Origin of the sequence: Actinomycetospora sp. (assembly GCF_036497585.1) — a bacterium.
GTDB lineage: Bacteria > Actinomycetota > Actinomycetes > Mycobacteriales > Pseudonocardiaceae > Actinomycetospora.
This window is the reverse complement of record NZ_DASXJD010000199.1, coordinates 1-16,815: the sequence shown is the minus strand read 5'-3', so window position 1 is coordinate 16,815 and position 16,815 is coordinate 1. Positions and strand designations below refer to the sequence as shown.

Sequence of the window (16,815 nt, the reverse complement as noted above, 5' to 3'; positions counted from 1 at the left end):
CTCGGCTACGCGGCGCAGCCGACGTACCGTACTGGAGCATGACGGTGGACGTCGCTCGGGTCCGGGGTCAGGTCCCCGCGCTCGGTGACGGCTGGGTCCACCTCGACGCGCCCGCCGGGATGCAGGTCCCCGAGCAGGTCGCCACCGCCGTGTCCTCCGCGCTGCGCGCCCCCGTCGCCCCGCCCGGCGGGGTCTTCCCGGCCTCGCAGCGCGGCGGGGCCATCGTCGACGCCGCCCGCCGCGCGGTGGCCGACCTCGTGGGCGCGGAGCCCAAGGGCGTCGTCCTGGGCTCCTCGGTCCCGGCGCTGCTGGAGCGGCTGGCCGACGTGCTGTCCACCACCTGGGCGCTCGGTGACGAGGTCGTCGTCTCCCGCCTCGACGACCGCGCCAACGTCGCCCCCTGGACCCGCGCCGCGGGCCGGGTCGGCGGGGCGGTGCGCACCGCCGAGGTCGACATCGAGACCTGCGAGCTGCCGAGCTGGCAGTACGACGACCTCCTCGGCCCCCGCACCCGCGTCGTCACCGTCACCGCCGCATGCAGTCACCTCGGGACCCGCACCGAGATCGCGGCGATCGCCCGGAAGGTGCACGCGCTGCCCGCGCCGTCGTCGGGCATCGAGCCGCTCATGGTGGTCGACGCGTCGGCCGCGGCGCCCTACCTGCCGATGGACATGGACACGATGGGCGCCGACGTCATGGTGCTCTCGGCCGCGGCCTGGGGCGGGCCGGCGCTGGGCGCCCTGGTGTTCCGGACCCCGGAGTTGCTCGACCGGCTCCCCGCGGTGTCCTTCGACGGGGCGGCCCGCGGGCCGGAGCGGCTCGAGGTCGGGGACGCGTCGTACGCGCTGCTCGCGGGCCTCGTCGCCTCCGTGGACCACCTCGCCGACCTCGACGACCGCGCCTCGGGCTCGCGCCGCGACCGCATCCTCACCTCGATGTCCTCGCTGCGCAGCCACCACGACGAGCTCACCGCCTACCTCGTCTCCGAGCTGCGCTTCCTGCCCGGCGTCACGGTGCTCGGCGAGCCCGCCCGGCGGATCCCGACCGTGGCGTTCCTCGTCGCCGGCCGCACCGCCCAGGAGGTCGCCGAGCGGGTCGCCGACCAGGGGATATGCGTCCTCATCGACCCGGGCGACCAGGGCGCCCTCGAGGTGATCGGCGGCGCCGAGATCGGCGGCGTGGTGAAGGTCGGGCTGGCGCACTACACGTCGCGGGCCGACGTGGACGCGCTCGTAGGTGCGCTGTCGCGCACGTGAGCACTTTCCGGGGTTATAGCCACAGAAAGTGCTCACAGGCGCGTCAGCGCACCTAATCGTCGCGGTGCACGTCCTCCTCGTCACGGACCACGAGCAGGAGCTTCCCGACGACGCCGCCGTCTTCCATCAGCTGGTGCGCCCGCGCGGCCTCCTGCACCGGGATGCGCTCGTGGATGATCGGCCGCACCCGGCCCGACTCCACCAGCGGCCACAGGTCGGTGCGCACCGCCGCGACGATCGCGCCCTTCCCGTTGGGCCCACCGACGTCCCGGGCCCGCAGCGACGTCGCGCTCACCGACAGCCGGCGCATGAGGAGCTTCGCGAGGTTGATCTCGCCCTTCGCCCCGCCCATCAGCCCGATGATCGTCATCCGGCCGTCGAGGGCGAGCGAGTCGAGGTTCGCGTCGAGGTTGCGGGCGCCGATGTGGTCGAGGATCAGGTCCGCCCCGTGCCCGTCGGTCGCGCCCTTGACCGCCTCGACGAGGTTGCCGTGGTAGTCGATCGCGTGGTCGGCACCCAGGTCGCGGCAGAACTGCAGGCGGTCCTCGTGGCCCGCCGTCGCCAGCACCGTCGCACCAAGCGCCTTCCCGACCTGGATCGCGTGCGTCCCGATCCCGCCACTCCCGCCGTGGACCAGGAACGTCTGGCCCGAGCGCAGCCCACCGAGCATCACCACGTTCGACCAGACGGTGCACGACGCCTCCGGCAAGGCGCCCGCCTCGGTGAGGGAGACGCCCGCGGGCACGGGCAGCAGCTGCGGCGCGGGCACCACGACCTTCTCCGCGTAGCCCCCGCCCGAGAGGAGCGCGCAGGCGAGGTCGCCCACGTTCCAGCCGCTGACCCCCGGTCCCACCTCGCTGACCCGTCCGGAGCACTCCAGGCCGGGCAGCTCCGAGGCGCCCGGCGGAGGCGGGTAGTTCCCCTGGCGTTGCATGACATCGGCCCGGTTCACCCCGGCGGCCACGACGTCGAGGACGACCTCCCCGGAGCCGGGCTCCGGGTCGGGCTGCTCGGTCCACTCGAGGACCTCGGGTCCGCCGGGCTCGCGGATGGAGATGCCGTACACGACGGCGGACGGTAGCGGCGTGGTGACGGCGGCGCGCGACGGCGGAGTCGTCCGGCCACTGACGTGGGGTTCTCCGGATATCATGGATCCATGTCCGGTACGCAGGAGGAGCCCCGCTGGCTCGACGCGGAGGAGTGGCGCGCCTGGCGGAACTACATCGCCGGCCAGGCGCTGCTCCTGGGCCGGCTCGGCCGGGAGTTGCAGGACACCCACAACCTCGCCTTCGCGGACTACGAGATCCTCGTCCGCCTCTCGGAGAAGTCGGACCACCGCCAGCGGATGACCTCGCTCGCCGAGGAGGTCGTCGCGTCCAAGTCGCGGCTCTCCCACCAGGTCGCCCGGCTGGAGGCCGAGGGACTGGTGCGGCGGGAGGTGTGCGACTCCGACGGACGCGGAGTGTTCGCCGTGCTCACCGACGAGGGGTACGCCCGTCTGGAGGCGGCCGCGCCCGACCACCTGCACGGGGTACGGGAGCACTTCGTCGACCTGCTCGACGACGACGAGCGCCGGGTGATCGGCGACGTCTTCGAGCGGATCGTCGCCAAGCTGCGCCCCTGACGCTCGCGCCCTGGTGGCGACGACGACCCGCGTCGTTGCCTACGCTGACCGGCGGAAGCGTGGCAGAGCGGCCGATTGCATCCGCCTTGAAAGCGGACGTACCGAGAGGTACCGGGGGTTCGAATCCCCCCGCTTCCGCAATGCCGGTCGGATGCCGCGGTCGTGGGCTCACATGGGCGCCGCCGGGGTCGGCTCACCCGTGTCGACGACGTGGCCGTTGCCGGAGTGCTTCGAGGCCCGCTTCTTGTCCTTGGCGCTCTTGTCCTTGGGAGTCGAGGGCTCGGCACCGAGCAGGGCCTCGACCCACTGCGCGCGGGGATCGGAATCGACCAGGACGGCCTTGACGAGCAGCGTGACCGGGATCGCCAGCAGGGCGCCGAGCGGCCCGAGGATCCAGGCCCAGAACAGCAGCGCCAGGAACGTGACGGTGGCCGAGAGGCCGACGGAGTCGCCGACGAAGCGGGGCTGGATCAGCGACTGGATGAGCATGTTGAGCACGATGTAGACGACGACCACGGTCAGGGCCAGCTGCCAGCCGCCGGTGAGCAGGGCCAGCAGCGCCGGGGGCACCAGCCCGATGATGAACCCGATGTTGGGGATGAAGTTGGTGATGAACGCCAGGACGCCCCAGAGCAGGGCCAGGGGTATGCCCAGGATCCACAGGGCACCGGTGTCGAGGACCGCGACGATCAGCCCGAACACCGCGGTGACGACGAGGTAGTTGCGGGTGCCGTGCACGAACCCGTCGAGGGCGTCCATCATGTGCGGGCGCTCCCGGGCGATCATGCCCATGCGCCGCGCGGTGCCGCCGGACTCGGCGGTCAGGAACAGCAGCAGGGCCAGGATGAACACCAGGCCGGAGACCACCGAGCTCACCCCGGAGAGCACGCTGCCGATCTGACCGGCGAGCTTGCTCAGGTCCGCGGAGCTCGCGGTGTTCCTCGACTGGGTCGGGTCGATGCCGATCCTGGCCAGTGCCGCGGTCAGCTGCGCCACGAGCTGCTGGGACTTGGCCGTGTTCTGCTCGAGCAGGGCGGCGAGCTGGCTGACCGAGGCGACCAGGAACGCGCTCAGCGCCAGGATCGCGCCGAAGATGACCACGAGCAGCGAGACCACCGCGGCCCACGTCGGCCACCCCTTGCGCTCCAGCCACGTCTTGATCGGGTAGACCGCGATCACGATCACCAGGGCGAGCAGCAGCGGCCCGGCCAGCCACGACACCCAGAACAGGCCGGCCACCGTCACCACGACCGCCGCGGCTCCCAACAGGATCACCACGCCCCGCGGCATCGCCCGCGGCGGCTGATCGTCCGCCGGAACGACCGGTGGCACGGCCGGTGGCGCGGTGTCCACCTGCGGCGGCGCCTCGGCGGGGTCCGCCAGCGCGACCGCGCCGGCCCCTGAGTGGTCGGTCATGTCTCCACCTGCTTCCTGCATCGTCGGTCACCGAGTTCCTCCGGCCAGCCAGACAGGCCGGCGCACGACGGGTCAGGGCCCACCGGGCCACCGCAAGGCCCTGGAGGTCCCGGCGTGCGGTACGGCGCCGGCCCGTTGGGGCCACGGCAAGCACAGGCACCACGGGGAGCGGGCCTCGATGTGGGACGGGCTGCGCGGGGCCGCGTTCGAGACGATCTCCTCGCGCGCCTCCTACGACTTCCGCACCCGCATCCAGACCGTCTCGAAGGAGGCCCAGGACCAGCTGGAGGAGATCGACCCCGGTCGCAGCACCGCCGAGCTCAAGGCATGGCTGGACGCCCGGTTGACCGCCGAGCTGCACGACCACCAGGGCGGCATCGTGGCCGCGGCCCGCGAGTTCTCCGGCCGCGCCGCCCGGCACTCCGCTCTCGACGCGCCGGTGGTGGTCGACCCGCCGGGCCCGCGCACCGGCAGCGACCTGGACACCTCGCGGCTGGCCGTGCACGAGAAGAAGAACAGCAACCTGAGCACAGCCGTGAACATCGCGACCCGCGCCTACATGGGCTTCATGATCTTCTTCGTGCTCAAGAACGTCATGGCGATCGCGCTGCCGGGCTGGGTGGGCGCGTTGCCGGTGCTGCTGCTCGGCGGGGTGCCGCTCTACGAGGAGTGCCGCAAGCGCGTCGAGCAGCGGCGGTACCAGGCCTCGGACGTGCTGGCCCAGCACATCGGCGAGTTCGCCGACCGCGCCTCGAGCGAGATGGACGAACTGCTGCGCGGCCTCGACCTGAGCCTCGACTCCGCCTACCGCTCCCGCGTCGAACCCCTCCTGACCGCCTGACGCAGCTCAGGGCCGGTACGCGGCGAGGAAGACGTCGACGGCGTGGGCGGCGCCCGACTCGATCTCGGTTGCCGTGAGGCCGCGGTGCTCGACCTGGAACATCCCCTCGTCGAGGGCCCGGCCGAGCAGCAGGAAGGCGAAGTCGGCCGCGGCGCGATCCGGGTCGCCGACCTCGAGCAGGCCCCGCTCCGCCAGCCCTCCGAGCAACGGACCCAGCGCCGCGATCACGCGGGACGGTCCCTGCTCGTAGTAGGCCGCGGCGAGGTCGGGGAACCGGGCCGCCTCACTGATCATCAGCCGGCGCAGCGCGAGGACCTGCGGGTTCACCACCGTCGCGAGGTAGCGCCGGGCCAACGCCCGCAGCGCCGCGTCGAGCTCGGCGGGTGTCCCGATCCCGTCGAGCGCGTCGGCCAGCCCCGCGGCGAAGGTCTCCGCCGTCACCGTCACCCCGAGCACGATGGCCCGGAACAGGCGCTGCTTGTCGCCGAACTGGTTGTAGACGGTCTGCTTCGACACCGCCGCCGTCGTCGCGATCTGCTCGGTGCTCGTCGCCTGGTACCCCTGGCGCAGGAAGAGCTCGGTGGCCGCGCGCACGATCGCCGCGCGCTTGCCCTCGGCCCCGCGGTGTCCCGGGTCGCGGCCGGCGGGGTGGGGCCCGATGCGCACGAGCAGCCCGTCGTCGGCGTCCGCGCGCTCGGCCATCCGCCGCCCTCCGATCTCCGGGGTCGACACTGGACCATACGGTACCGAGGTCAGTACTGTCCGGTCCATGAGCGGTACCGAGCAGTCCAACAGCCGCGGGAGGGCGACCGGGACCGGGCCGTCCGGGAGCCCGCTCGTCGGTCGGGGCGACGCGGACCGCGCGGCGGCCGTCACCCGCTCGCTGCTGGGCTACGGCGTCGTCGTCGGCCCCTTCTACGTCGTGGTGGGGCTGGTCCAGGGCCTCACCCGCCGCGGCTTCGACCTCGCCCGTCACGACCTCAGCCTGCTCGCGAACGGGTCGCTGGGCTGGATCCAGGTCGTCACCTTCGTGCTCAGCGGGCTCATGACCCTCGCCGCCGCGGTCGGCATGAGGCGCTCGCTGCGGGTGCTCGGCGGCGGGCCCGGCAGCGTGTGGGGGCCGCGCCTGGTGGGCGCCTACGGTATCGGGCTCGTCGGCGCCGGGATCTTCCCTGCCGACCCGGCCTACGGCTTCCCGCCGGGCACGCCCGACGGTCCGCCCACCACCGTCGGCGTCGGCGGCATCGAGCATCTCGTGCTCGGCGGCCTGGGCTTCCTCTGCCTCGTCGCCGGCACCGTCGTGCTCGCCCGGCACTACGCGTCCCGACGGCGGGTCGGGATGGCGTGGTTCTCCCGAGCCACCGGGGTGTTCTTCCTGCTGGCCTTCCTCGGGATCGCGAGCGGGTCCGCGAGCCCGGCCGTCGTCCTCGGCTTCTGGGTCGGGGTGCTGGTCGTGTGGACGTGGCTGGCGGTGGTCTCGGTCGACCTCTACCGGCGCACCCCCCTGCTCACGCCTGCGATCTGAGGGGGGACGAGGGACCATGGGTCGGTGACGAGCACCACCCCCGGCCCGGTGGCCGACCTCGAGCGGGCGTTCGAGGCGGCGGCGACGATCGTCGACGCGATCCCCGCCGACCGCCGCGACGCCCCCTCGCCCTGCACGGACTGGACCGTGGCCGACGTCGTCGAGCACGTCATCGACGGCAACCTCGCCGTCGCCCGCTCGCTCGGCCCCGAGCTCGCGGACGCCCCCGAGGTCGACGGGTCCCTCGGCCCGCGCTTCCGCAGCTCGGCCGCGGCCCTCGTCGCGGCCCTCGGTGCCCCCGACGTGCTCGCCGGCACCGTCACCGTCCCGTTCGGCACCGTCCCCGGCCCGGTCGCCGTGCAGCTGCGCACGATCGAGGCGCTGGTGCACGGGTGGGACGTGGCCGTTGCCTCCGGCCAGGACCCGACGGTGCTCCCCGACGACCTCGCGGAGGCCGGGATCGCCTTCTCCGGGTCGGTGTTCGCGACGCGCGACCGGAGCGAGCTCCCGTTCGGCCCGGCCGTGCCCGTGGACGACGACAGCCCGGCGATCGACCGCCTCGCCGGCCTCCTGGGCCGCACCGACCCGCGGTGAGCGACGACGGCGTCGTCAGGACCCCGCGGCCGCCCGCCGCCGCAGCAGGCGCAGGTACCCGGCGAGCATCGCGGCCAGCACCAGCCCCATGAGCAGCACCGACACCCCGATGCCGAGCACCCCGGCCAGCCCCGCGCAGACCAGCACCCCGACCACGGCGAACGCCACGTAGCCCGGCGCGAGCGAGCCCGGCGCCCACGTGAGCCGCCGCAACGCCGTCAGCACCGCGAGCACCAGCGCGATCGGGACGGCCACCGCGAACGCCGCGGTCGTCGCCGAGACCTGCGCGGTGTGCTCCTCGGCGTCGACGGCCACCTCGAGCCCCGCCCCGGTCGCCGCGACCCCCGCGAACACCACGTAGTGCCCGTAGCCCCAGGTCAGCGCCGTGCGCAACGACGTCAGGCCCTCGTCGTCACCACCCAGGAAGTAGATCCACCAGAGCCCGACGACGACGAGCAGGCCCCCGATGCCCAGCAGCAGCAGCGAGACCGAGAACCCCCGCTCGGAGAGCGCCGGGCCGAACGCGCCGGTGATCCCGAGGATCACCTCGCCGAGCACGATCAGCGTCAGGAGCCCGTAGCGCTCCGCGATGTGCTCGGGGTGCCACGTGGTGCCGCCGGTCGGGGAGGTCTCGGCCTCGACCTCGCGGGACTCGGCGAGCGGAGGGATCGACACCTCGCCGGCGACGAGCACCACGAACCCGATGAAGGCCCAGGGCACCGGCACGAAGATCAGGCCGATCCAGAGCAGCTGGATGACGGCGAGCGCGAGGGCGTAGGCGTGGGTGACGGGGGCGCGCGCCCGGTCGCCGTGCGCGGCGCGCAGCCACAGCGCGACCATCGCGACCCGCATGATCGTGTAGCCGAGGACGACGGTGCCGAGGTCGAAGTGCTCGAAGGCCGCGGGGATGCCCACCGCGAGGACGAGGACGCCGGCCATCTTGAGCACCGTCAGCACGCGGTAGAGGGCGTCGTCGCAGTCGTAGGCCGACGCGAACCACGTGAAGTTGATCCACGCCCACCAGATCGCGAAGAACACGACGAGGTAGCCGAGGACCCCGGCCAGGACGTGGGCCTCGCTGATCGAGTGGTGGAGCTCGGCCGCCGCGGTGGAGATCGCGACCACGAAGGTCAGGTCGAACAAGAGCTCCAGCGGGGAGGCGACGCGGTTCTCCTCGTGGGGGTCCCGCGCGAGCATGGGGCGGAACCACTCGGTGCGCGGGCTGCTCACGGCCGCGATACTTCCGGATCGTCCGGTCTCAGCGCGACGGGGCGCGCACCACGTCGTCGGGCCCGACGGGGTCGGGCACCGGCCGGTCGCCGCCCTCGAGCACGTCGCGCACCCGCTCGGCGAGGCATTCGGACACCGCGCGGTAGAACCGGCGCTGGGTGAACCGCCCGAACACCCCGAACCCGAGCGCGATGATCGGGTTCGGGATCGAGGCGCGCGAGGAGACGCCGGTGATGACGAACTCGACCTTGCCCGTGGTCGTGTTCTTGACGACCTCGTAGACCAGGCGGCCGCGCTCGAGGTGGTGCTCCAGGGTGCGGTAGCTCCACCCCCACACCCGCTCGGACGTACCGTCCGCGCGCTCGCGGGTCTCGTCGACCTCCGCGTCCACGCGCACGCCCATCGGGAAGCGCAGCACGAGGAACCGGCCCTCGAGGACCATGTCCCGCCCGACCAGTGGCGCCTGCGCGTGGAACATCGCGGCCATGATCCGACGGTCGGCGAACTCGTAGTCCCGCACCAGCGCGCAGGCGATCTCCCACGGCCCGCCGGGCTCGGGAGCGCCCGGGTCCTCGACGGCGAGGGCGTGGCGCAGGCGGTCGTGGTGCCAGCCCTTGCCCCCCGTCGTCGAGGGGTCGTAGTTGAGGTCGTACTGCGCGATCTCGTCGAGGGCCTCCGCCGGGCGGGAGACGGGTGAGAACCGCCAGGTCCGCATCGCGCTCCTTGTTCCGACGCGCCGGGGCGGCACGTGATCGCGCCGCATCGTCCCAGGTGCGCAGATCACGCGCCCGCTGTGGACCCGTCGTCAGCCCAGGAAGGACGAGGCCGCGTCGATGAGCATGTCGTTCTCCTCGGACGCCCCCGCGGAGATCCTCACGCCGTACGGGGAGAAGCCCCGCACCACCACCTTGCGGTCGAGCGCGTGGTCGGTGAAGGCCTGCGTGCGCTCACCCAGGGGCAGCCACAGGAAGTTGGCCTGCGACTCGGGGACCTCGTAGCCCTGGCCGCGCAGCGCGGCCGCCATCCGGGCGAGCTCGGCGACGGCGCCGCGGGCGTCGTCGAGGAGCTCGTCGAGCACGTCCAGGGCCGCCAGCGCCGCCGCCTGCGCCGGCGTGGACACCGAGAACGGCACGGAGACGCTCTTGAGCGCGGCGGCGAGGTCGGCGGGGCCGATCGCGTACCCGACGCGCAGGCCGGCCAGCCGGTGGGCTTTGGAGAAGGTGCGGAGCACGACGACGTGCGGGTGGGCGTCGAGCAGGCTGAGGCCGTCCGGCACGTCGGGGTCGGAGACGAACTCGCGGTAGGCCTCGTCGAGCACGACGAGGACGTGGTCGGGCACGCGGGCGAGGAACGCCTCGAGCTCGGCGCGGCGCACCGCCGTGCCGGTGGGGTTGTTGGGGTTGCAGACGAACACGACGCGGGTGCGCTCGGTGATCGCGGCGGCCATGGCGTCGAGGTCGTGGACGTGGCCCGTGGTCAGCGGCACCGGGACGGCGGTGGCGTGACCGATGAGCGTGACGATCGGGTAGGCCTCGAACGAGCGCCAGGCGAACACCACCTCGTCGCCCGGCGAGCACACTGCGGACACCAGCTGCTGGCACAGCGCCACCGACCCGCAGCCGACGGCGACCCGCTCCGGCGCCACCCCGTGGTGCTCGGCGAGGCGGCTGCCGAGCGCGGTGACGGTGATGTCGGGGTAGCGGTTGCCCGCGGCCACCGCCTCGGCCACGGCCGCCTGCACCGCCGGGTGCGGGGGCAGCGCGACCTCGTTGCTCGCGAGCTTGACCGCGCCCGCGACGGTGCGCCCGGCGACGTAGGCGGGCAACGAGGACAGGTCCGGGCGCAGCGGCGTCGGTGCGGTCACGGGCCCCACGGTAATCCGCAGGTCACGGTGCCGGTCGGTGTCCGTCCGGGCGCGGCCTGCTCCCGCCACACGGAAGCCGACGTGGAAGGCTGGCGACCATGACGACCCGGACGGAGACGATCCCGCTGGTCGACGACACCGAGCTCGCGGTGACCGTCGGCGAGCCGGACAGCGCGGCGGTACGCGGGGGCATCGTCGTGCTCCACTCCTCGCGCGGGGTCACCGAACGCACCGAGCGCCTCGTCGAGGGGCTCGCGGACGAGGGATGGCTCACGGTCGCCCCACACCTGTTCCACCGCGAGGGCGCCGCCCGGTTCGACGACCCCGCCTCGGTCTCCGAGGGTGCCGCCCGCGTCTCGGGGGCCTCCGTCCTCGCCGACTCCGACGCCTCCTTCGGCTGGCTTGCCGACCACGGCGTTCCCTCGGACCGGATGGGCGTCCTCGGCTTCGACATCGGCGCCACCGCGGCGCTCGTCGTCGCCTCGCAGCGGGCGCTGGGAGCGGCGGTGACGATCGCCGCCGCCGGGGTGCAGACGCCGCTGGCCGACGGCCTGCCCGCCCTGCTCGACGTCGTCGGCGAGCTGACGTGCCCCTGGCTCGGGCTCTACGGCGAGACCGGCGACCCCGTCGACCCGTCCGACGTCGACCGGCTCCGCGAGGCCGCGCACGCGTCCGGCGCGATCGTCGACGTCGTCGTGTTCCCCTCGGCCGAGCACCGCATCGACGCCGACGAGGCGGCCCCGGTGTCGTCCGATCCGCTCGAGGACCGCGACGCGGCCGCCACCCGTTCGGAGGCGCGCAACCGCGTGCTGAACTGGTTCGACGCACACTTGCGCTGACGTCGCGGGACCTGGCAGCGGAGCCGGAGGGCGAAGGGGTGACGACCACGCAGGAACGGGCCGAGGGCGAGGTCCGTCAGGAGCGCCGTCGGCGCGCCCGGGTCGCGACGGCCGTGGTGTGGTCGGCGCGCATCGTCGGTCTGCTGACCATCTTCTCGATCGTCGCCCCGGCGGCGCGGCGGCGGCTCGAGCCCGCGGCGTGGTTCGGGCTGCCGGTCGAGGCCTCGCTGGTCGGCACGGTCATCCTCGCCACGGCCGGTGTCGGGCTGATGCTGTTGGCCACCGGCCTGCGACGTCGCAAGCGTCGGGCCTGGCAGCTCGCGGTGCTGCTCTGTGTGGTGATCATCGCGTCGCACGCCCTGGGGCGGCACCCGATCCCGCCGCTGGTGGTGGCGGTCGTCCTGCTGGTCGGCCTCGTCCTCACCCGGCGCGAGTTCGACGCGGTGCCCGACCCGGTCGGCCGGTTCGTCGGGCCGCGCCTCATCCTGCAACTGGTGACGGCGGGCTTCGTCATCGTCAGCGCGATGATTTTCTTCGTGCGCCCGACCTTCGTGCTCGGGCGACCCTCGGCCGGGGAGAAGTTCGCGCACGCCGCCCTGTCGCTGATCGGGGTCGAGGGTCCCGTCGAGTTCCGGCTCGACTGGTACGACGACCTGACCGCGGCCGTCGGCCTGAGCTTCGGGATCGGCGCGCTGCTGCTCGGCGGCTACTTCCTGCTCCGCTCGGCCGAACCGCGCCCGCAGCTCTCCCCAGAGGACGTGGCCGGCATCCGGGCGCTGCTCGAGCGCCACGGGGCGGCCGACTCATTGGGCTATTTCGCGCTGCGCCGCGACAAGTCGGTGGTGTTCTCCGCCTCCGGGAAGGCGGCCGTGGCCTACCGGGTGGTGGCGGGCGTGGCGCTGGCCTCCGGGGACCCGCTCGGCGACGTCGAGGCGTGGCCGGGGGCGATCGAGGCCTTCGTGGCGGAGTGCCGCCGCTACGGGTGGGTGCCCGCGGTGCTGGGCTGCTCCGAGACCGGCGCCCGGGTGTGGGCCCGGGAAGGGGGCCTCGACGCACTGGAGCTCGGCGACGAGGCGGTGGTCGACGTCGCCACGTTCTCGCTGCAGGGCCGCGCGATGCGCACCGTCCGCCAGGCGGTGTCGCGGATCAAGCGGGCCGGCTACGAGACGACGGTGCGGCGGCTGCGCGACATCGGCGACGACGAGCTGGCGACGCTGCGCGACCGCGTGTCGCGCTGGCGCGGCGGCCCCGACGAGCGGGGCTTCTCGATGGCCCTCTCGCGGGCCGGCGACGGGCAGGCCGACCCGGAGGCGGTCCTCGTGGTCGCCGCCCTCGAGGGTGTGCCGAAGGGAATCCTGCAGTTCGTGCCGTGGGGCACCGAGGGGCTCTCGCTCGACCTCATGATCCGCGACCCGGCGGTCACCGAGAACGGGCTGAACGAGCTGCTGATCACCGACCTGCTCGCGGCCTGCCGGGGGCTGGGCGTGAGCCGGGTGTCGCTGAACTTCGCGGTGTTCCGCTCCGCGCTGGAGCGGGGGGAGCGGATCGGCGCCGGGCCGGTGGCGCGGCTGTGGGCGCGGCTGCTGCGGATCGCGTCGCGCTGGTGGCAGATCGAGACGCTGTACCGCTTCAACGCCCGCTTCGCGCCGTCGTGGGTGCCGCGGTTCCTGGTCTTCGACACGGTGCGCGACCTGCCGCGGATCGCCGTGGCCGCCTTCGAGGCGGAGGGCTACGGCGGCAGGCCGCCCGCGTTGCTGCGTCTACTTCGTCGCTGACGCGACCTGTGCGTGCGTTTCCGTGTCTGGGCACGGAAACGCACGCACAAGGCCTACGGCCGAACGAGCACCTTCAGGGCCTCGCGGTCGTTCATCGCGCGGTAGCCCTCGGGGACCTCGTCGAGCCCGATGGTCTTGTCGAAGACCTTCCCGGGCTGGACCTTGCCGGAGAGCACGTCCGGCAGGAGGTCGGCCATGTTCGCCTGCGTCGGCGCGATCCCGCCGGTGATCGTGACGTTCTTGACGAACTTCTGGCCGGCGTTGGGGATGTTCCCGCTCTGCGGCACCCCGACGATCCCGACGGCGCCGCCGGGCTTCGTCACGTTGATCGCCGTCGTCACCGACTGGTCGAGCCCGACGGCCTCGATGGTGCAGTGCGCGCCGTCGGTGCCGAGGATGTCGCGCACCTTCTGCTCGCCCTCCTCGCCGCGCTCGGGCACGACGTGGGTGGCGCCGAACTCCTGGCCGAGATCGGTGCGGTCCTTGTGGTGACCCATGAGCACGATGCGCTCGGCCCCGAGCCGCCAGCTGGCGAGCACCCCGAGCAGCCCGACCGCGCCGTCCCCCACGACGACGACGTCCTTGCCCGGCCCGACGCCCGCCGTCACCGCGGCGTGGTGGCCGGTGCCGAAGACGTCGGAGAGCGTGAGCAGGCTCGGCATGAGCTCGGAGTCCTGCGGGACGTCGAGCGTGGTGAGCACGTGGTCGGCGTAGGGGACGCGGGCGGCCTCGCCCTGCGCGCCGTCGGTCTCGGCGCCCCAGGCGTTGCCGTTGGGGCACGCGCTGGTCAGCCCGGCCCGGCAGTACTTGCAGGTGCCGTCGGCGTAGAAGAAGGGTGCGACGACGAGGTCGCCCTGCTTGAGACGGCTCACCTCGGACCCGGTCTCCTCGACGACACCGATGAACTCGTGGCCGATGCGGCTGCCCTGCTCGGTGGCCGCACGGTTCTTGTAGGGCCACAGGTCGCTGCCGCAGATACAGGAGTGCGTGATGCGGACGACGGCGTCGGTCGGGTTCTCGACCTTCGGGTCGGGGACCTCCTCGACCCGGACGTCGCCGGCGCCGTAGATGAGCGTGGCCTTCACTGTGGGTGTCCTCCTCGAGCGGTTGAACGCGATCGGCTACCCGGGGCCCGCGTGGGGGATGCGTCGGGGCGAATGGGTCACGCCGGGGAATAGGGGTCCCGACGGCGGGTGGCGGGGCGCCCGGCGGTCGGGGCGGGTGGCTCGTCGGCCTTGCTTCGAAGAGCCGAACTTCGTGAGCGTGTCCCGAGCGCTCGGCTCCGGGGGCGCCCGTCAGCCCTAGACCGCGGGCGTGTACTGTCTTCGACCGGTGGCCCCAGGGCCTCGGGAGGCTTCGCCTAGTCTGGTCTATGGCGCCGCACTGCTAATGCGGTTTGGGTTAACGCCCATCCCGGGTTCAAATCCCGGAGCCTCCGCGGCGGCGATCGTCCCGGGCACGCCGTCACAACTGAAACACCTGCGCCCGTAGCTCAACGGATAGAGCATCTGACTACGGATCAGAAGGTTAGGGGTTCGAATCCCTTCGGGCGCGCAGCTTTGACCAGCACAGACGCATGATCAGCACGGGTCAGCAGGCACCCAATCATCCGCGTGTGCGTACGCCGTGCGTCCCGTGTTCAGGGCACGCTCGGTAGCAAGCTCGGCCGCGGCGGCGTCGAGCGCCCCGGCCGATGGCGTCGGCGACGGCCGTCGACACCTCCGGCGACAGGTGCCCGTACCGGTCGGAGGTCATGGCGGTGGTGGGGTGCCGGGCGAACTTCGACACTGCCGACAGCGGGACGCCTTCCATGAGCGCGACGGTGACCGCGAAGTGCCGGAGGTCATGGAGCCGGGTCCGGGGTAGCCCGGCGGCGTCGGTGAGCGCGTGGAAGCGGTGCAGGACCCGCTCCGGGCGCCGCGGCGCCCCGTCCGGGCGGGCGAACACGAGGTCGTCGTCGCTGTAGCCGGAGCCCCACTCGGCGCGTTCGATCTCCTGCCGGGCCTGCTGGCGGCGCAGCGCAGCCACCACCCGCGACGACAGCCCGATCACCCGCGGCGGAGCCCTTGGTCTCGCGGCGGAGCCCTTGGTCTTCGGGCCGGTGAACACGAGGTGCCCGCCGACGTCCGACAGGTGCCGACGTCGGACAGGTGCCCGCGGCTCGGGTCGATCCGCAGGATGCGGCGGTCCAGGTCGACGTATCGCCACCGCAGCACCAGGGCCTCGCCGCGGCGCAGGCCGGTGCCGACCAGGACCTCGATCAGCTCGGCGATCTCGTCGCCGACGATGCCGTCGAGGAACGCCACGGCCTGCGTCGCCGTCCACGGTTCCCGCTCCGCGGGCCGTTCCGGGGGCAGCTCGACCATCGCGGCCGGGTTCGTGGTGAGTCGCCGCTGCGCCACCGCCGTGCCCAGCGCTGAGCGCAGGGTGGCGACGACCCGCCGGAGCGTGGTCGCGCCCTTGCCCGCGGCCTGGAGGTCGGCAACGAGCTGGACGACGTGGCCATGGCGTAGCGCTCTTCCAGCTTGAGCGTGCCCAGCGCGGGGACGATGACCTTGTCGACGTGCTCGCGGTAGGTGTGCACCGTTTCGGCTTCAACGAGTGACGCCGGTTGTCTAGCCACCGGGCGAGGTAGTCGGCGACGGTTTCGCGGTCGTCGAGGACCACTCCGCCGTCGCGGCGGGCGATGACGTCGGCGAGGGCGGCCTCAGCGGCGGCCTTCGTGGCCGAGGAGGAAGTCGACGACGGCAACCAGGGGAGAAGGACGCCGAGGACCAGGACGATCCGCAGGCAGACCCGACACAACGCCTACATCTACGTCGATGAAGGCGAGCAGCTGTTCCGGATGGCCGAGCGCAGCGGCTCCACGATCATGACGGCGCTTCGGTCTGCGTGGCCCGGAGAGGTGCTGGGCCAGAGCAACGCGTCCGCCGAGTCCACCCGCCTGATCCCCGCAGGGTCGTACTCGATGGGGGTCGTCATCGGAATCCAGCCCGTCAAAGCGGGCCCCCTGTTCGGAGACACCGCCGGAGGCAAGCCGGTCAACAACGTTGTGCACCTGCTGCTGACGTTGATCACGTTCGGACTGTGGATCTTCGTGTGGCGGGCCATAGGGATCACGTCTGCCTCGCAGAAGAAGACCGTGATGCTGACGGTTGACGAGTACGGGCAGGGCATGCGGCAAGACGTGTAGAAGACTTCACGCTCGAAGGTCGAGATCACGTCGAGCCTTTGGGGGGAGGAGCGGCGGAGCACAGGCCGATGGGCCGATGGTGGGAAATCACCGTGACGTAATGCTCGACTGTGCTGCCCGGAACCCACAGTCGCGCCAACGAGTCCGTTTCTCATAACGGCGTCTCCGTCCAACGCGGTCGAAACCCCGAGGCGGCCGACGACCGACGACTACGACCCTTTGGCGCCCGAGCTTTCGTAGACGAACCATGTAGACCCGGGCGGGGCCCGCGGCTTCGCTTGGACGAGTCCCGCACCCGGGGGAGCACCAGTCGTCGCGGCGGCCCGGACTGAGGCCGGCGGGGACGGCAAGACCCGAGTGCCGCAGCCCGGACCGTCGCGGTCATCGGGGCGTTGGTCAACGACGTGGGCGGCCGCTGCCGTAGGCCAGGTCAGGCCCGCGGCGGGGCGCTGCGGGCGGGTGGGGCGGATGTTCGCCGTCTGGATAGCGGGCGCCCGGATGCCAAGGCTTGACCAGCGGGGGTCGCGTGCGGTGACGTGTGGTGGTGGAGGGCTCACCGCGCGCAGTGGACCATCCGGCCGCGGACGACCGGGCTGCCTTCCGTGCGGGTGTCAGCAGCGAGCGGGAGGCCCGCACCACGGTCGAGGCCGCGCTGTCC

17 protein-coding genes and 3 tRNA genes are annotated in these 16,815 nt (G+C 72.9%); 11 read left to right on the top strand and 9 right to left on the bottom strand.

The features are described from left to right. Positions 1-38: 38 nt before the first annotated feature. The gene (locus VGH76_RS19190; RefSeq protein ID WP_331558315.1) at positions 39-1,256 is read left to right on the top strand and encodes a cysteine desulfurase-like protein; all 1,218 of its coding nucleotides are present in this window, start codon (positions 39-41) and stop codon (positions 1,254-1,256) included. Positions 1,257-1,308: 52 nt separating this feature from the next. On the opposite strand, the gene VGH76_RS19185 is transcribed toward VGH76_RS19190, so the two are convergent. Further along, positions 1,309-2,322, bottom strand: a complete 1,014-nt coding sequence (locus VGH76_RS19185; protein ID WP_331558314.1) for an NAD(P)H-quinone oxidoreductase — start codon at positions 2,320-2,322, stop codon at positions 1,309-1,311. Between the two features lie 90 nt (positions 2,323-2,412). On the opposite strand from VGH76_RS19185, the gene VGH76_RS19180 reads away from it, so the two are divergent. After that, positions 2,413-2,880, top strand: coding sequence for a MarR family winged helix-turn-helix transcriptional regulator (locus VGH76_RS19180; protein WP_331558313.1), 468 nt, complete (start codon positions 2,413-2,415; stop codon positions 2,878-2,880). 53 nt (positions 2,881-2,933) lie between these two features. Next, positions 2,934-3,018, top strand: a tRNA-Ser gene (locus VGH76_RS19175). 30 nt (positions 3,019-3,048) lie between these two features. Here the strand turns inward: VGH76_RS19175 and VGH76_RS19170 are convergent. Further along, positions 3,049-4,296, bottom strand: a complete 1,248-nt coding sequence (locus tag VGH76_RS19170; RefSeq protein ID WP_331558312.1) for an AI-2E family transporter — start codon at positions 4,294-4,296, stop codon at positions 3,049-3,051. A 178-nt stretch (positions 4,297-4,474) separates the two neighbouring features. On the opposite strand from VGH76_RS19170, the gene VGH76_RS19165 reads away from it, so the two are divergent. After that, positions 4,475-5,137 carry a hypothetical protein gene (locus VGH76_RS19165; protein WP_331558311.1) on the top strand — a complete coding sequence of 221 codons (663 nt, stop codon included), beginning with the start codon at positions 4,475-4,477 and terminating at the stop codon, positions 5,135-5,137. Between the two features lie 6 nt (positions 5,138-5,143). Here VGH76_RS19165 and VGH76_RS19160 read toward each other — a convergent pair whose 3' ends face one another. Beyond that, positions 5,144-5,869, bottom strand: a complete 726-nt coding sequence (locus tag VGH76_RS19160; protein WP_331558310.1) for a TetR/AcrR family transcriptional regulator — start codon at positions 5,867-5,869, stop codon at positions 5,144-5,146. Between the two features lie 37 nt (positions 5,870-5,906). On the opposite strand from VGH76_RS19160, the gene VGH76_RS19155 reads away from it, so the two are divergent. Together VGH76_RS19155 and VGH76_RS19150 are read left to right on the top strand one after the other, a co-directional pair. Next, positions 5,907-6,662 (top strand): DUF998 domain-containing protein, encoded by a 756-nt coding sequence (locus VGH76_RS19155; RefSeq protein WP_331558309.1) that lies wholly within the window; start codon positions 5,907-5,909, stop codon positions 6,660-6,662. Positions 6,663-6,686: 24 nt separating this feature from the next. Continuing rightward, positions 6,687-7,256 carry a TIGR03086 family metal-binding protein gene (locus VGH76_RS19150; RefSeq protein WP_331558308.1) on the top strand — a complete coding sequence of 190 codons (570 nt, stop codon included), beginning with the start codon at positions 6,687-6,689 and terminating at the stop codon, positions 7,254-7,256. 15 nt (positions 7,257-7,271) lie between these two features. Here VGH76_RS19150 and VGH76_RS19145 read toward each other — a convergent pair whose 3' ends face one another. The 3 genes from VGH76_RS19145 to hisC form a co-directional block, all read right to left on the bottom strand. Next, positions 7,272-8,486 (bottom strand): low temperature requirement protein A, encoded by a 1,215-nt coding sequence (locus VGH76_RS19145; protein WP_331558307.1) that lies wholly within the window; start codon positions 8,484-8,486, stop codon positions 7,272-7,274. A gap of 28 nt (positions 8,487-8,514) precedes the next feature. Next, positions 8,515-9,201: a DUF1990 family protein gene (locus VGH76_RS19140; RefSeq protein ID WP_331558306.1), complete on the bottom strand. Its 687-nt coding sequence runs from the start codon at positions 9,199-9,201 to the stop codon at positions 8,515-8,517. A gap of 90 nt (positions 9,202-9,291) precedes the next feature. Further along, on the bottom strand, positions 9,292-10,350 hold the full coding sequence (gene hisC / locus VGH76_RS19135; protein WP_331558305.1) for a histidinol-phosphate transaminase: 1,059 nt from the start codon (positions 10,348-10,350) through the stop codon (positions 9,292-9,294). A 98-nt stretch (positions 10,351-10,448) separates the two neighbouring features. Here hisC and VGH76_RS19130 point away from each other — a divergent pair, with 98 nt between their 5' ends. Further along, positions 10,449-11,189, top strand: coding sequence for a dienelactone hydrolase family protein (locus tag VGH76_RS19130; protein WP_331558304.1), 741 nt, complete (start codon positions 10,449-10,451; stop codon positions 11,187-11,189). A 38-nt stretch (positions 11,190-11,227) separates the two neighbouring features. After that, positions 11,228-12,964, top strand: a complete 1,737-nt coding sequence (locus VGH76_RS19125) for a phosphatidylglycerol lysyltransferase domain-containing protein (protein WP_331558302.1) — start codon at positions 11,228-11,230, stop codon at positions 12,962-12,964. Between the two features lie 53 nt (positions 12,965-13,017). Here VGH76_RS19125 and VGH76_RS19120 read toward each other — a convergent pair whose 3' ends face one another. After that, on the bottom strand, positions 13,018-14,049 hold the full coding sequence (locus tag VGH76_RS19120; RefSeq protein ID WP_331558301.1) for an alcohol dehydrogenase catalytic domain-containing protein: 1,032 nt from the start codon (positions 14,047-14,049) through the stop codon (positions 13,018-13,020). A 264-nt stretch (positions 14,050-14,313) separates the two neighbouring features. Here VGH76_RS19120 and VGH76_RS19115 point away from each other — a divergent pair. Together VGH76_RS19115 and VGH76_RS19110 are read left to right on the top strand one after the other, a co-directional pair. After that, a tRNA-Ser gene (locus VGH76_RS19115) sits at positions 14,314-14,402 on the top strand. Positions 14,403-14,445: 43 nt separating this feature from the next. Continuing rightward, positions 14,446-14,518: transfer RNA gene (locus tag VGH76_RS19110), tRNA-Arg, on the top strand. Positions 14,519-14,569: 51 nt separating this feature from the next. Here VGH76_RS19110 and VGH76_RS19105 read toward each other — a convergent pair. Further along, a complete protein-coding gene (locus VGH76_RS19105; RefSeq protein ID WP_331558300.1) occupies positions 14,570-15,016 on the bottom strand; it encodes a tyrosine-type recombinase/integrase in 447 nt (148 codons plus the stop codon). Next, positions 15,013-15,366, bottom strand: coding sequence for a hypothetical protein (locus VGH76_RS19100; RefSeq protein WP_331558299.1), 354 nt, complete (start codon positions 15,364-15,366; stop codon positions 15,013-15,015). The genes VGH76_RS19105 and VGH76_RS19100 overlap by 4 nt, the downstream gene beginning before the upstream one ends. Positions 15,367-15,686: 320 nt before the next feature. On the opposite strand from VGH76_RS19100, the gene VGH76_RS19095 reads away from it, so the two are divergent. Then, a complete protein-coding gene (locus tag VGH76_RS19095) occupies positions 15,687-16,157 on the top strand; it encodes a hypothetical protein (protein ID WP_331558298.1) in 471 nt (156 codons plus the stop codon). Positions 16,158-16,815 lie beyond the last annotated feature (658 nt).

Coding starts and splice junctions, on each gene's coding strand:
- VGH76_RS19190 (WP_331558315.1), top strand. CDS start 39: ATGACGGTGGACGTCGCTCGGGTCCGGGGTCAGGTCCCCGCGCTCGGT.
- VGH76_RS19180 (WP_331558313.1), top strand. CDS start 2,413: ATGTCCGGTACGCAGGAGGAGCCCCGCTGGCTCGACGCGGAGGAGTGG.
- VGH76_RS19170 (WP_331558312.1), bottom strand. CDS start 4,296: ATGACCGACCACTCAGGGGCCGGCGCGGTCGCGCTGGCGGACCCCGCC.
- VGH76_RS19165 (WP_331558311.1), top strand. CDS start 4,475: ATGTGGGACGGGCTGCGCGGGGCCGCGTTCGAGACGATCTCCTCGCGC.
- VGH76_RS19155 (WP_331558309.1), top strand. CDS start 5,907: ATGAGCGGTACCGAGCAGTCCAACAGCCGCGGGAGGGCGACCGGGACC.
- VGH76_RS19140 (WP_331558306.1), bottom strand. CDS start 9,201: ATGCGGACCTGGCGGTTCTCACCCGTCTCCCGCCCGGCGGAGGCCCTC.
- VGH76_RS19130 (WP_331558304.1), top strand. CDS start 10,449: ATGACGACCCGGACGGAGACGATCCCGCTGGTCGACGACACCGAGCTC.